Raw genomic sequence first — 14,211 nt, 5'->3', positions numbered from 1 at the left:
CCCGGCAATGGCGAAGAAGCGAGGTCCCACATCCTGTTCTGAAAACTGGCTACTATGTTACGCATCCTGCTCATTCACAACTTCTACCAGCAGCCCGGCGGCGAAGATGCCGTGTTTCGGTCAGAGCGTGACCTGCTGCGAACCTACGGCCACGCTGTCGAAACCCTGGAATTTCACAACGCTGAGATAGAAGCCGGGGCGTTGGGCAAGCTGCGGGCGGGCCTGCGGGGCTTCTACAACCCGGGCAGCGCCCGACGCCTCCGCAAGGCTATTGCCCGCTTTCGGCCCGATGTACTTCATATTCATAACCTGTTTCCGGTAGGCTCGCCGGCGTTGCTCTGGGCAGCCCGCGCTGCCGGAGTGCCCGTCGTGATGACCCTGCACAACTACCGGCTCATATGCCCCGGAGCACTGCTCTACACCGATGGCAAATTGTATGAGGCCAGTGTGCATCGGCTATTTCCCTGGGATGCAGTCCGCCGCCGCCTCTACCGCAACTCAGCGCTGCAAACCGCTACTGTAGCCGCTATTACGGGCCTGCACAAGCTGCTAGGTACCTGGCGCTGGGGCGTGAGCCGCTACATTACGCTCACGCACTTTGCCCGGCAGCGCTACCTTAATTCGTCGCTACGGCTACGGCCCGAGCAGCTGGTCTATAAACCCAACTTCCTGGCTGATCCGGGGCCACCTGTTGCTGGCACTGAGCGGGCGAACCACCTGCTGTTTGTGGGGCGGCTTTCCCCTGAGAAGGGCCTGCACACCCTGCTGGCTGCCGCTGCCACGCATGCGCTGCCGCTGGTAATAGTCGGTGATGGGCCATTGCGCGCCGAAGTGGAAGCTTGCGCTGCCGCCACCCCCTCAGTCCGCTACGTCGGGTCCGCCAACGCGGCCGGAGTAGCGGAGGCCATGCGCCACTGCCGGGCCCTGGTGATGCCATCGGAGTGCGTGGAGGGAATGCCTATGGTAGTGCTGGAGGCCTTTGCCACCGGAACGCCGGTGCTGGCGGCCCGGCGGGGCGGCCCCGGCGAAATGGTCAGGCCGGGTAGTAATGGTCTACTGTTTGAGCCCGGAGATGCCCAAGGACTTGCCCAGGCCGCCCGCTATCTTCTCGCAGATGAAGAACTGGCTGCCCGGCTGGGTGAGGGAGGCCGGGCCAGCTATGAGGCGCTCTACACTCCGGCCAGCAACTACACTTGCCTGTTGAGCATCTACCAGGAGGTGGTAGCAAAAGGCAGTGGCAGACCAGCGCAAGACAGAACGCGCAATCCGGAGCCGCACTACAATGCGCCGGTAGAAGTGCCGCTACTACGCTGATGTTCCGCTGACCCCACCCTACTCCTGTCTGCCTTCAGATGGGTCAGTAGTAGCTGGAGTGCCAGCTCGCGAGGGTGAAAAATGCTTGGTAAATCCGGTAAGATTAGGAAATAAGCGGCATAATATATGGCTGGTTATATTAAAATTAAATAAGAAAAAATATAACTAATCTTTCAAAAATGCATTATGAAATTCGTAAGTTTAATCCAAAGTTGCACCTGTCAGACCTTCGGTTTGTAGCTGACATCACCGCCTCCTGGACTCCCATTTTTCTTCAAGGCTTTGCCCAATGGAAACCTTAACCTACCCTTCAGACCAGCTAGTGGCCAGCCGCGAGACGCTGGCGCCGTCCGCTGCCACACAGCCCCAGCCAACTCGTCGGCGCCTGCTGCACCTGCTCTGGGAGCTGCGCTATTCCGGTGCTGAGGTGATGGTATACGATGCCAAAGAGTACTTCGAGTCGCAGGGTTTGTACGGCTCGATAGTAGCGCGAGGGCCCGAATTTGGCCCTTATGCTCCTACACTGGCCAGGGCCGGCTACCCGGTAGAGCATCTGCCGGCCCGTCGGAATCTGGGCTCGTTCATTGAGCTATACCGGTATCTGCGCAAGCACCCTGCCGATGTGGTGCACCTGCACCTGGAGGGGCTATTTATCTGGCATTGCCTCGCTATCCGGCTGGCCTTTCCTAAGGCCCGCATTGTGCATACACACCACGATGTCTACTTTCAGTACCCGCCGTATCTGCGGATGAAGCGCACTTTTCACCGCTGGCTAGCCACGCAGTTGGGGGTGCGCCACGTAAGCATCGGCGAGTCGGTGCAGACGGTGGAGCGGGAACATTTCCGCAACCCCACTACCATTGTTTACAACTGGATTGACGAAAACGAGTTCCGGCCGCCCACGCCCGAGCAGATGGCGGCTGCCCGGCAGGAAATCGGTATTGCGCCCGATGCCTTTGTGGTGCTGACTGTGGGTACCTGCAACGACAAGAAGTGCCACAACGAAATATTTGAAGCGGTAGCAAGAGTGAAGGACCGGCTGCCCAACCTGGTTTTTCTGCACCGGGGCACTGGCGAAAACCTCCCCCAGGAGCGCGAATACGTGAAACGGCTGGGCATCGAGCAACACGTCATTTTCCTCGACTATATCGACTACCTGCCTAAAGTATTCTGGGCGTCAGATGCCTTTATATTCTCGTCGCACTGGGAAGGGCTGGGCAACGTCATTCTGCAGGCTATTGCCTGCAAAGTGCCTGTTATCCTCTACCAGGGCTGGGGCATGAACGACTTCCGGCCCGCAGATCCGGCCGAAACCTATGGCTTCTGGATAGACCCGGACACGGAGCGCTTTGATGAAGCCCTGCTGGAAATGCACGCCATGAAAGCGGATGGCCGCATTACGGGCTGGAAAGACAAAGCCTATGCCTTCTACCGCAAAAAGTTCTCCGCCAGAAAGTCCTTGGCCAACATGGTGCACCAGTACCTGGGCTAGCTGAGGCCCGCCGCTATTGTGGCTTCCAGACAATCCTTACACGAAAAAAGCCCAGCCAAACGGCCGGGCTTTTTTTGCAGATAGTCAGTGCGAAGGCTACTGGCCGGCGCCTGTGGCAGGCGAGGTAGTAGAAGCAGCCGAGTTGGTGGTCGTCTTCGAGTAGATTTCCAGACCCGAAAGGTTGGCGTCGCCACCGGCCGACGTAACGGTGATGGTACCGTTCGTGACGTTGGTAGTGAAGGGGCCTACTTTAGCCCAGTTGCCGGCCGAGCCGCTGTTGCGGTTCGTAACTACCTGCTGGCCATTCAGCGACAGGCTGAACGTAGCCGGGTTGTTATCTTCCCATACGTACATGTACACTTCGTACGTGCCATTTGGCACTGCCGACATCCGCACGTTCAGGCTGTTGTGCCATACCGACGAGCGAATCACGTTGGCGCGGGTAGCATCGGTAGCAGGCGTGAGGGCCACGTTGTTGTTCGAAAACGCGTTGCCGTTTACTACCGTGAAGTTCGAGGCGCCGGTACCGGCTTCCCAGGTTTTGCCATCAAGCGTAGTGCGCCCGCCGCCCAGGTTGATAGCGCGGTAGAAGGCCGTAACAGGCGTGGTAGGCACCGGAGCCGTTACCGTCAGGCTTACAGCAGCCGAGGTAGTGCTGGCAGTGGCGTTGTCGGTAGCCTTGGCCGTCAGCGAGTACGCGCCGGCCGCTACATTGCTCCAGGTGAAGGTGTATGGCGCGCTGGTGTCTTCGCCCAGCTTGGTCGAGCCCTGGAAGAACTCTACTTTGCTTACGGTGCCGTCAGCATCCGAGGCCGTAGCCGTGAGGGTTACGCTGCCACCGGCCGTCAGAGTAGCGGCAGAAGCGGCCAACTGCACGCGTGGTGCAACGTTGGCTGCCGGAGCCGTGCCGGCTGCCCGGATTTCCAGGCCCGAGAGGTTCAGGTCACCGCCCGAAGACGTAATCTGGAGCAGGCCGTTGGAAGCTACCGTAGTGGCGAACGGCCCGATACGCTGCCAGCTGCCGGCCGCGCCGGTGTTGAAGGAAGAGACGCGCTGGCCCTGAATATTCAGGTTGATGTTGCCGGCATAGTTGTCTTCCCACACATAGGCATACACGTTATACTGGCCGGCTGGCACGCTGCTCACCGTCAGCTGCAGGCTGTTGCTGTAGATGGAAGAGCGGATCATGTTCGCGCGGGCAGCATCCGTTGCGGGAGTAAGCGCGGCGTTCTGGTCAGCGAAACGCTGCGCATTGTGCGTTACGTTCGGGGCGTTGTCGCCTTCCCAGCTGTTGCCGTCAATGGTAGCGGCGCTGCCGTTGAAGTTGATGGCGCGGTACAGGGCACCGCTGGCCAGCGGCGGCGTTACCGTTGGGGTGGTAGGCGTGGTGGGAGTAGTAGGTGTGGTGGGGGTAGTAGTACCGCCACCGCTTACCCGGATACCAGCGCCGGCCGGAGCCGGATAGTTAGCCGTAATCGACTGGTCGCCCCAGCTGTTGTTGTTCTCCACCATGTTGGTGGTGTTCAGTGTCCAGAAGGGATTCTGCTGGCCGGCGCTGTTCACCCAGTTTACCTTGTTACCGGTTACGGTTGGGTTTTCTACGATGCGCGGACCGCCCCACAGATAGATGCCCACGTTCGTGAAGCTCTGCTGACGACCAAACACCACGTTGTTGATGATCTTGTTGTTGGTGCCGCCGGTGTTGGCAATGCCATACTGACCCGGGTTGATAACCACGTTGTTTTCAATCGTGCAGTACGAGCCACCCGTGTCACCTACCAGGATGCCGCCACCCGAAGCGCTGGGGCCGCCACCGTTGATGTAGTTGTTGCGGATCAGCAGCGGGCTGCTGGGCGTACCGCTGGTCATGAACATGTTGATGGCATCCTCGGGGTTGCTCTGGCCAGCTACGTTCACACCATAGTTGTACTCAATGATGTTGCCGGCGCCCGTGCAGTTGTTGAACTGAACGAATTGCCCGCGGGCATCCGCCATGTTCATGTTCTTGAAGGAGTTGTGGCTAACCACCAGGCCACCCGTACCGTTCTGGGCGTAGATACCGCCAATCAGGTTTTCGAAGTAGCAATCCTCGATTTTGATGTTCGAGCAGTTGTATAGATCAACGCCCAGCTTCTGACCGTTGCGCATCGAAACACGACGGATGGTCATGTTGGAGCAGTTTGTGAGCTTGATAGCCGGCTCCGTGGTGAAATTGGTAATCACCAGATTTTCAATCACACGGTTGCTCTGGCCATCCAGGCGAACCGGGGCACTAGCCGTCAGGCCGGTCAGCCCACCATCCGATTGAGCATTGGCGCAAAACGTGGTGAAAAAGAGCAACACAGCCAACGACACATACGTCTGCAAAGAAGCAGACATTCCAATTTTCTTTTTCTTCAGCATTTGCACTTTTTAAGAGGTGAAAGAGCGTAAAGGTTGTTTTGAGTAAGGCAAAGTTACGCAGAAAAACTTAATTCATGTTCACTTCATGAATGATTAAACCAGCGTAACTATGTAGTAAAGGCATACATATAGAAAGTATATAAAGGTTCATGTATTGGAAAAATTATGTAATATGACCGGTATAGTGCGTACAAGTGCATTTTGAAAAATTGAATTATTGCTTGTGGATAGTAGAAATATTTTTTGTCGGAATAGGAGTTTAGAGTAATGCCCCGGCTAAGGTTGAATTATTGCGGGTAAGGATTTGAATCATACTGCCTTGCGTTCAATTTTGATTGATGCAGAAAGGCGATGCTGGAAAAGACCGGAATTTTGTAACAGACCAGACTCAATTTGGTGGCAAGCCAGGCGTATTGTTCTACTCAATATCAAAATCAAACCATCGGCCTGCCTTGTATAGTTGTCCGAACAGCATGAACAGGCGGGGCCGACAGCCAAAAAAGTCACAGCAGTTCTGCTTCTACCTGGGTGGAACAGAGCTGGCCTACTGTAGCATAGGTGCGGTAAAGCCGGCTCACTTCAGAAAGTAGCCCACCAATCGGCGCGAATAGCCCGTGAGCAGGCACAGCGGTAAGTCGCGCGGGGGGCAGTTTCGCCGTGCAAACCACGTGAAGTCCCGCAGGTTGGCGCCACCCCGGATGCTGAACAGGTGCTGGTAGTAGTTGCGTAGGGTGCGTTGCTGCCGGTTGTGCTGGTCGCCGCTTTCGTCGGGGTAGGTGCCGAGGCAGGCGTCAAAATTCAGATACACCTCAAACCCCGCCAGCCGCGCCTGATGAGTAAAGTCGTAGTCGGCGTAGTAATGCGGGAGCAGCTCAGCCGCAAACAGACCGATACGCTCAAACACAACGCGCGGAATGAGTAATCCGCGGCCTGGCAGGCACTCAGTGGGGTACTGGCCCTGGCGCTGGTCCGGCGGCACATCGTCGAGCAGCCGCCGGAAGCTGCCGGTGCGCCAGTTGAGCCAGCCGCCGGCATATACCGGCGCCTGGGTGCGGGCGTCCAGCTCAAAAGCCCCGTACAGTGCCGGAGGGCGGCTGTGGGCAGCCTGCATCATTTTCTCCACGAAATCAGGATAGGCTACTACGTCGTTGTTCATGGTCATCAGCCAGCTGGCACCCTGGTCCAGCGCATAGTGCAGGCCCAGGTTCACGCCGGCCGTCCAGAACAACGAGCCCGTGCCGGGCAGAACAATGACTTCCGGATAGTCGGCGGCTAGGGCCTCGGCCGTGCCATCCGTCGAGCCATCATCCACCACAATTGTCTGAAACCCCTGCTCCGTCTGGGCCCGCAGCGCATACAGACAAGCGCGTGTGTAAGAGAGGCGGTTGAAAACCGGGATGACGATATACAGCATGGCCGCAAAAGAGTGAGATGTGAAAAGCAACTATCTACTGATGAAGGAATGGCGCCCGCGAAGCCTGCTGCTCTGCTACAGCGCTTGGCGCATTATGCCATGTGCCTGCAAGGATTTTAGGCCGGTATGGTGCTTACCAGCCCGCGGTAGAGCTGTCCGCCCAGGTTTGCAGGCAGCGCATTGAGCAGCATATAAGGCAGCGAGGCTGGAGTAGTGCGGGGCTGTAGCTGGTGCCGCTGCAGCAGCGTGTTGAGGCGCCGGCTCAGGCTGGGGTTGTGCAGCAGCTGTCCGGATATGAACTGCAGCTTGGGTACTTCCTTCGAAAGTGCCTGGCGAAATGTTGCGGCCCCAGCTGGGTCGTAGTGGTGCAGGGGGGCCAGATAGTACAGGGCGTGGCAGTAGCTTTCCATATACATGGCCCAGCGCGTTTTGCGGGTCGAAATCTGGTTGCCGGGATGCAGGTGATAGTTGCCCATCACGGCGTCCACGAGTTGGAAGTCGCCGCGCATCATCATGCGGAGCCACAGGTCGAAGTCGCCGGTGTAACGGAGTTGCTCCTTGAAGCTGCCCGCTGCCAACACGGCTTTGCGGCGCATGAGCGAATGCGAAATAATGAAAGGGCAGCCCAACTGCAGGGTTTGGGTGAACAGCTGCCGGCCATTGAGCCGGGCCGGGTACGTGAAATGTAGCCGCTGCAGCCGCAAATCGTGCTGCTGTTGCACGTCGGCGGCATTCGTGCCCACAAAGATGCTCCGGCCGGTCACCAGCACGAGGTCAGGATCGGAGAGGTATGGAACAAGGGCCTGCAGGTAGTCGGGCGTTACTTCGTCGTCGTCGTGCAGAATCTGCACCCACTCGCCGCGTGCACGCCGCAGCGCTAGGTTGCAGTTGTTGTATTGGCCCAGGTTACGGGCGTTTCGGTGGTAGAGCATGCCCGCCGGCTGCTCCCGCTCTACCCAGCGTTGCGTGTCGTCCTCGGTAGAATTGTCGCTGATAAGGATTTCCAGGCTAAGTCCTGGCGGCCGGTGCATCCGCTGCAGCTGGCCCAGCACGCGCTGCAGGTCGTGCAGGCGGTTGTAGGTAGGAACGATGATGGAGAGCTGAACTGCCGACATGCGAGTGGCTTTTAAGTGTGTGAGTATGAAGTAGAAATCAGGAGGCTTGTGGCTACAGCGTGATGGAAAATACCGCTGCCAGCTGCCGTACCCGCGCCACCGCCTTGTCGCGGAGTGTGGAGCGCCACTGCCGGTAATCCGACAGCGTATCGCGCATCATGAATGGTGGGTGGCGCAGCGGCAGCGGCAGCGCCCGGGTCGGCAGATTGGCCCACGGGTGGTCGGTATTGTGGGTGTGGGTGGCCTGGTCCCCGAAGCCAATGTTGCTGATCAGGTTTACGCCCGGCGTGATGCTCAGCCCCGACTGGCTCAGCAGCGTGAAAGCCCACTGGTAGTCCCAGGTGTCCAGCTGGCCCGTGTGGGTGGCCCAAAGAGGCTGCAGGGCAAAGCGCTGCTCCAGCCGGTGGAAAAAACGGTTCCAGAAGTAGTTTTTGCGGGCCAGCTCGGGCAGCAGCGACGTGGCCGCATCGTAGAATTGCCAGGCCCGGCGCCAGGTGGCCCAGCCCCAAATACCCACGTATTGTGAGAAAAAGTAGGAGTAGTCCGGGTCGCGGTGCCAGCCACGCAGCAGGTTGCTGCCGCTGATATGCAGCACGCGGGTATCGTGGGCATACTGCTCCAACAGCTGCTCGCAATACGGGAAGAAGCTGGGGTGCGGCAGGCAGTCATCTTCGAGGATAATGCCACTTTCTTCGTGCTCAAAAAACCAGCTGATGGCCTCGCTCACCGCCCGGCGGCAGCCCAGGTTCTGCTCCCGAAACAGCGTCTCAACCGTACAGGGCCAATCGATGGCGGCCAGCACCTGCGCCCGAACCGCCGTGCAGGCTTCAGCCTCGGTGGGCCGCTGGGCCCGGGGGCCGTCGGCCGCAACGTAGAGCCGTGGCGGGCGGGCTGCCCGTATGGCGGCCAGCACCTGCATCGTTACATCGGCTCGGTTGAAGATGATAAACAACACCGCCGCCCGTGGAGGCGCCGCAGCAGGACTTGGGTTGGCCGAAGTAAATGGAGAGGACTGCATAGCTCAGACAGGAAAAGGCAACGAATTGCTTTCTGCAGGAAATGGTGCCGGCTGTGGCCGGGCAGGCGGTGGCAAGGGGGCTTTGGCCGTCTGGGGCGTAGCAGTCAGCTGCGTGATGCGCAACAGGCCAAACCCGATGAAGCCGTAGAAAAAGGGCGGCAGGCAGTAGGAGTAGGCGTACACCAGATTCGTGACGATGAGAACCGCCCAAGTCAGGGCTTCGGGAGAAGCCGGGACGCGGCGCAGCAGTTGGCCCGCTACATGGAGGTGCGGCAGCACAAACAGCAGCAGGCCCACCGCCCCGAAGTAGAACAGGGTTTCGAGGTAGAAGCTGTGCAGGTTGTGGCCGTGTCCGTCCTCGAAGAAGGGCATGTTGCTTTCCGGGTTGTAGAACTGCACTGGTAGCTCGAAGCCGGCCAGCCGCATGCCCAGCACCGGATGATCCTCCACGAAAGGCCAGTAGGAATCGAATTGGATGGCCCGCCACTCGCCGGTACCCTGAGTGCTGTGGTTCTCGATGTCAGAGAAGTTGGCCGCCAGCTTCTGTGTCACTTCCGGGTACGACACCAGAATGAAGGATGCCGCCAGTGACACCACCAGCAGCGGGATTCCTATCAGCGTGGGCAGTGCCGCGCCGCCCAGGCGTTTGGGCGCGGCCCGGGCTATCAGCAGCGCATTTAGCGCCAGGGCTACTGCCGATGTCACCCACACCGTGCGGTGCTGGAAGAAGAAGATGGCAAAGGCTGCCAGAAAAAACAGCAACAGCTGCCGGGTCTGCCGCTGCTCTAGATAAACATTGAAATGGTAGAGCAAGGGCAGCATCAGCAGGTACACCGATGAGGCATACAGCCCCCGGTTGTGCGCCAGGAATGACCCCACGCTCAATGCCTCAAGGTTCACCAGCGCCAGATTCAGGGCTAGTGCCACCCATATCATCGGAATGATGTCGGCGAGGGTGATGCGGCCTACGCGGGCATACAGGCCATAGAAAGCCGGGATGGCAAACAGCACCAGCAGCTTCTGAAACACATGCGGATACACCATCGGTGTATCATAAAACCAGTACGACTCGGCGGCCAGCAACCCCGTAGCGGCCACCGATGCCCAAAACACCCCGAGTGCCATACCACGCAGATAGCGGTAGTAGAGTACGCTGAGTGCCACGCACATGACGGCAAAAAACCTGGCGTACAGAAGGTTGAATTCGTGTGACGGATGTGGGCTCAGGTCACCTTCAGGCGCTTTGCCAGTGAATATTTCCGAAAACAGCGGGTCGGATAGCAACAGCACCAGCAGGGCTCCGATATAGCAGTAGCGGATATTGATTTTCATGACAACGGGGAAAGGGCAACGGAATGGGGTTCGACAGTGTGCTGCCAGGCTGTAGCTGGCGTTTTCAGTGGCCGTACGGCTGTCTGGTTCCAGCCTAACACCTGCTGGTAGAGTCGCTCGTAGGCTGCTGTCACGGCCGCCTGGGAGAAGTGGTTGGCTACCCGGTCTACTCCCAGCGCGCTCAGCTCTTCGTAGCGGGCGGGCTGCGTAAATAGTGTGAGCAGAGCAGCGGCAATAGCCGCGGGCGAGTTGATGTCGGCGAGCAGGCCACAGCGGCCACCTTCCAGCACCCAGGGCACGGCGCCGGATTGGCTTCCGCCCACTACTGGCAGTCCTGCTTGCATGGCTTCCACCAGCGTCAGTCCAAACGACTCTTCCCGCGAGGGATGCAGCAGCACATCGAAAGTGGGCAGGCAGTGCAGTAGCTCCTCGTGCGGCAGCAGCCCACCAAACTGCACACCTGCCGCGAGGCCCTGCTCTTCGGCCCACTGCTGGGCTGCTTCACCCGGACCATAGTCGGGGCCGTAGAGCCAGTACTCCAGGTCGGGGCCTAGCTGCTCGCGTACCTGCCGGAAGGCCTGCAGCGCGGTGGCGGCGTTTTTCAGCTCCGACCAGCCCGTGAGGATAGACACAATGCGCCGGACCTTCTTGGCTGGGAAAACCTTGACGCCACCAGGAGCCGGAAGCACGGCATTCGGTACTACCGTCAGCTTGCGGGAAGCACTTTCCAGCGCCTGCGCCAGGTACGGCGATACGGCCGTGAAATGCTGGCCGCGCCGCAACACCCAGAGCTTAAGCAGCAGCCGCACCATCCGGTATAGGTCGGGTTGGTAACGCAGCACGTTCCAGGGGTTGTCGTGCAGGGTAATGAGGTGCGGAAAGCCGCTGGCCAATGCGCCACGCGCAAACTCGTAGCCCCAGTGCGCATGCACGATATCAGGCTGGTCCAGGTCGATGAACTGCCGGATAATAGTCGCTTCGGCTTCAAACATATCGGGGCAGTACTGCCGGGCCCGGGCCCGGAAGTTCCCCACATACACCGTGAGGCGTGGGCCACGCAGCACAACAGGTTCCGGTATGTTGCGGCCCAACGTGTAGACAGATACGGTATGCCCGGCTGCCAGCAGCCCCTGCACCAGCGGCGTAGTGGCACTGCCGCCCAACCCTTGCGGCGGCACAGTGCCGACTGGCAAATCGAGGTGGGGGCACAGCACTTCAATGTCGATGGGAGTTGCCAGGCCTACTTTCATGAGAAGGAAAAGAGCAGAGCGTGAAAAGCAGAGGAAAGAGGCGTTCTACCAGCCAGGGGAAAAATCAGGAGGGTTGCAGTATGGCAGGCGCCGGGCCCAGCAGGGCGAGCAGGCGGTTGCGCATCGTGCCGGGCTTGAGGTGGCCTTCGAGTTCGTTGTAGAGGGAAATGCGCACCGTGCGGTTCCAAGGCATTGCCAGCTGGCCCAGCAGCGCTACGGCTCCCAGCACCATCAGCACCAGCAGCTGTAGCAGGGCTCCTGCTTCCAGGCGGGCTAGGCCATTCTGTGCGGTGCCCAGCACCAGCGCCAGCACCAGCGCCGTGCATAGCGCGGGCCAGTAGGCACCCCAAAGGCCTGCCGCCGGAATCTGGAGGTAGCGGTGAATGGCGACCTGGTACGTGAGGTGGCGCAGCACCTCGGCCAGCAGCACCGTGAACACCATGGCGCGGAGCCCATACGGGGCCGCCAGCCACAGACCCGCACTCAGGCCCGCAATAAAGCCCACCTGCAGCCATACCTTAAACCGCAGCCGGCCCAATGACTCACACAATGACCCGCTGTAGATGGTGAGCAGGTGCGCCCCAACCATCAGGGCCAGTGGCCCAAGCAGCGGCACCGCCGCGCCCCATTGTGGCCCCAGCACCACGCGCACCAGCGGCTCGGCGGCCACCGCCATGCCGGCGGCCATCGGCAGCATCACCCATGCCGATAGGCTGAGCGTAGTCAGGTAGAGCGGCCGGAGGCGCGGAATGTCGTGCTGCAAACTGCTGTAGGAAGGCAGCATCACCCGCGAAATGCTGTCGGTGAAATGGTAGAGGGGCAGCTGTACCAGGAAAAACGTACGGTTGTAGAGGCCCAGCGTGAAGGTGCCCAGCAGCCGGCCGATGCTCAGCCGGTCGAGGTTGGAGCCAAAATATTCCAGCAGACTTACCACCGATACTGCTCCGCCAAAATTGACCAGCGGCTGATAATGTGCCCAGCGCAGCGGCGGACGCAGGCTGTGCCGGACACACAGCCAGGCCGCAACGGCCTTCACAAGCAGGTTGGCCAGTGTGGCGCCTACCAAGCTCCAGATGCCCCAGCCAGCCCAGGCCATTCCCAGCCCAATGACGCCATAGCCCGCTAGAAATGCCCCGAACTCGATACGAGCCAGCAAATCAAACGCCATGCGGCGGCGCAGCAGGCTCTGCGAGGTAGCGCCCAGGCTATTGAGCAAAAAAGTGAGCGACATGCCACGCAGCACATGCACGACGCCCGGCTCTTTGAAAAGCAGCGTTGCCAGAGGCGCCAGCGCCCACATCAGGCCCGTCACGACAATGCCGAGCCCAATAGCTACGGTGGAAGTGGCCCGGATGTGTACGGGTTGCAGGTCGGAGCGCTGAATGAGCGCCTGCTCCAGCCCCATGTGGGCAAAATAGCTCCCGAAACTGATGACGACCATGGCCATACCCATCAGCCCAAAATCGGCGGGGGTGAGCAGGCGCGACATAATACCGGAGTACACGAATTGCAGCCCGGCAATGGCCACGGTGGTAATCATGCTCCAACGAAGCCCACGAATGGTGCTGGCCGGGATGGAAGAGGCAGATGCAGACATAGCAGAAGCTGAGGCAACGAGCTACAGATCAGGGGAAATGGGGGCGGCGGGCGGCAGGGCAGTATAGAGCGGGAAACAGAAGCAAGCTTAGCCTGGAGTGAGAGCAACGGGCCGCGCCAAGAGCCGGCGGGCCAGCACCAGCAGCCGAGGCAGTTTGGTGGCCAGTACCAAGAGCCGCTGTGGCTGCCACAGGGGGCGCGGAACCCCCAGGAACCGCCCCAGATAGTGGGCTAGTTCGGACGTGGGAGTGCGCCAGAAAGTACTGTCAGGAGTCAGCACGCGCCGGCACAGCAGCGGCAGGCCCTGGTTCTTTTCGTTGGGCAGATGCCAGATGGGCAGCTCCAGATCCGTGGGGCGCACATTGGTATTCTGGTAGGAGGTCCAGATGCGGCGGATAAACGGGCTGGCATCTGCCCCTGGCCTGGCAAGCCGGTTGTACACGTAGCTGGTCAGGTACTCGTCGCCATCGAAAAGGCTGCGGCCATTCTCAAAGCGGGGCGGGGTGCTGGGGTAGTTCTGCAGCACGGCATGCCAGAGCGTACGCAGCTCCTGGTCTACTTCCGCCAGCCGTTGCCGGCTGCCACCCAGTATCTCGCCGCCATAATGATGCGGTATGGCCGCCGGATAAGTCGGGTCAAGCTGTCGGTACAGGTTCCCGATGCCGCGGCGGCTCAGGCCGTGCACTTTGGTGTCGGGGCCGGCCTCGGGCTCGGCGTCCAGCAGCAGCAGCGTTTCGGGCTGGCGCAATAGCTGCAGCAGCGCTGGTGCCGGCCGCGTCCAGACGCAATCCGAATCCAGAAGCAGACTGCCTTCTTCCGCCTCGGGCCGGGCCAGCTCCCGCAATACTTCCAGCTTATAAAAAGCATTCCGGAACTCCGTGCCGAAGTGCGGAGGCGGGCAGAATTCCACGAACGGCAGGTACTGCGTCTGCACCCCCAGCTTCTCCAGAAACGACCGATAATCGATGCCGCCCCAGTTGGCCGGGGCCTCATCATTCGTGTAAAACACATGCGTCACGCCCGGATTGCAGCGCACCGATGTGGCAAAGAACACAACCGTACACTGCCAGTATAGCCGTCGGCGCTGCTCCGCACCCACATCGAGCAGCTGCGGATACACGGAAGCCGGCGCCCCGGCCGTATCCACGCAAAGGCTCGTCACAATGGCCATGATGGGGGAATTAGAAAGTAGAAAACGAAAGGATGAGCCACCCGAAAAGCTACCACCCGGCAGCGGCCCTGTTCCCGCTCAGGTTGCGGAAGGCTGGTGCCATGAA

General features: G+C 59.9%; 10 protein-coding genes. 2 read left to right on the top strand and 8 right to left on the bottom strand.

Annotation, left to right across the window (positions count from 1 at the left end):
* Positions 1-54 precede the first annotated feature (54 nt).
* Complete coding sequence (locus IC231_RS09750; RefSeq protein WP_190784335.1) at positions 55-1,314, top strand: glycosyltransferase family 4 protein; 1,260 nt, start codon at positions 55-57, stop codon at positions 1,312-1,314.
* Between the two features lie 289 nt (positions 1,315-1,603).
* Positions 1,604-2,806 carry a glycosyltransferase family 4 protein gene (locus IC231_RS09745; RefSeq protein ID WP_190784334.1) on the top strand — a complete coding sequence of 401 codons (1,203 nt, stop codon included), beginning with the start codon at positions 1,604-1,606 and terminating at the stop codon, positions 2,804-2,806.
* A 96-nt stretch (positions 2,807-2,902) separates the two neighbouring features.
* Here the strand turns inward: IC231_RS09745 and IC231_RS09740 are convergent, their stop codons facing one another.
* The 8 genes from IC231_RS09740 to IC231_RS09705 form a co-directional block, all read right to left on the bottom strand.
* Entirely contained in the window at positions 2,903-5,185 is a 2,283-nt protein-coding gene (locus IC231_RS09740; RefSeq protein WP_190784333.1) for an Ig-like domain-containing protein, read from the bottom strand.
* Between the two features lie 598 nt (positions 5,186-5,783).
* The gene (locus IC231_RS09735; RefSeq protein ID WP_190784332.1) at positions 5,784-6,623 is read right to left on the bottom strand and encodes a glycosyltransferase family 2 protein; all 840 of its coding nucleotides are present in this window, start codon (positions 6,621-6,623) and stop codon (positions 5,784-5,786) included.
* A gap of 116 nt (positions 6,624-6,739) precedes the next feature.
* Positions 6,740-7,738, bottom strand: coding sequence for a glycosyltransferase family 2 protein (locus IC231_RS09730; RefSeq protein WP_190784331.1), 999 nt, complete (start codon positions 7,736-7,738; stop codon positions 6,740-6,742).
* A 52-nt stretch (positions 7,739-7,790) separates the two neighbouring features.
* Positions 7,791-8,756, bottom strand: coding sequence for a hypothetical protein (locus IC231_RS09725; RefSeq protein ID WP_211538976.1), 966 nt, complete (start codon positions 8,754-8,756; stop codon positions 7,791-7,793).
* 3 nt (positions 8,757-8,759) lie between these two features.
* Entirely contained in the window at positions 8,760-10,088 is a 1,329-nt protein-coding gene (locus tag IC231_RS09720) for an O-antigen ligase family protein (protein ID WP_190784330.1), read from the bottom strand.
* The gene (locus IC231_RS09715; protein ID WP_190784329.1) at positions 10,085-11,338 is read right to left on the bottom strand and encodes a glycosyltransferase family 4 protein; all 1,254 of its coding nucleotides are present in this window, start codon (positions 11,336-11,338) and stop codon (positions 10,085-10,087) included. Before IC231_RS09715 ends, IC231_RS09720 begins: the two co-directional genes overlap by 4 nt.
* Before the next feature lie 64 nt (positions 11,339-11,402).
* Positions 11,403-12,935 (bottom strand): lipopolysaccharide biosynthesis protein, encoded by a 1,533-nt coding sequence (locus tag IC231_RS09710; protein WP_190784328.1) that lies wholly within the window; start codon positions 12,933-12,935, stop codon positions 11,403-11,405.
* 87 nt (positions 12,936-13,022) lie between these two features.
* A complete protein-coding gene (locus IC231_RS09705; protein WP_190784327.1) occupies positions 13,023-14,105 on the bottom strand; it encodes a hypothetical protein in 1,083 nt (360 codons plus the stop codon).
* Positions 14,106-14,211 lie beyond the last annotated feature (106 nt).

Source organism: Hymenobacter duratus (assembly GCF_014698995.1).
Lineage (GTDB): Bacteria > Bacteroidota > Bacteroidia > Cytophagales > Hymenobacteraceae > Hymenobacter > Hymenobacter duratus.
Note: the sequence above shows the minus strand (reverse complement) of the source record. Positions and strands in the feature narration are given on the sequence as shown.

Bases quoted from the DNA above. Each gene is read 5' to 3' on its own strand.
- IC231_RS09750 (WP_190784335.1), top strand. From the start codon at position 55: ATGTTACGCATCCTGCTCATTCACAACTTCTACCAGCAGCCCGGCGGC.
- IC231_RS09745 (WP_190784334.1), top strand. From the start codon at position 1,604: ATGGAAACCTTAACCTACCCTTCAGACCAGCTAGTGGCCAGCCGCGAG.
- IC231_RS09740 (WP_190784333.1), bottom strand. From the start codon at position 5,185: ATGTCTGCTTCTTTGCAGACGTATGTGTCGTTGGCTGTGTTGCTCTTT.
- IC231_RS09735 (WP_190784332.1), bottom strand. From the start codon at position 6,623: ATGCTGTATATCGTCATCCCGGTTTTCAACCGCCTCTCTTACACACGC.
- IC231_RS09730 (WP_190784331.1), bottom strand. From the start codon at position 7,738: ATGTCGGCAGTTCAGCTCTCCATCATCGTTCCTACCTACAACCGCCTG.
- IC231_RS09725 (WP_211538976.1), bottom strand. From the start codon at position 8,756: ATGCAGTCCTCTCCATTTACTTCGGCCAACCCAAGTCCTGCTGCGGCG.
- IC231_RS09720 (WP_190784330.1), bottom strand. From the start codon at position 10,088: ATGAAAATCAATATCCGCTACTGCTATATCGGAGCCCTGCTGGTGCTG.
- IC231_RS09715 (WP_190784329.1), bottom strand. From the start codon at position 11,338: ATGAAAGTAGGCCTGGCAACTCCCATCGACATTGAAGTGCTGTGCCCC.
- IC231_RS09710 (WP_190784328.1), bottom strand. From the start codon at position 12,935: ATGTCTGCATCTGCCTCTTCCATCCCGGCCAGCACCATTCGTGGGCTT.
- IC231_RS09705 (WP_190784327.1), bottom strand. From the start codon at position 14,105: ATGGCCATTGTGACGAGCCTTTGCGTGGATACGGCCGGGGCGCCGGCT.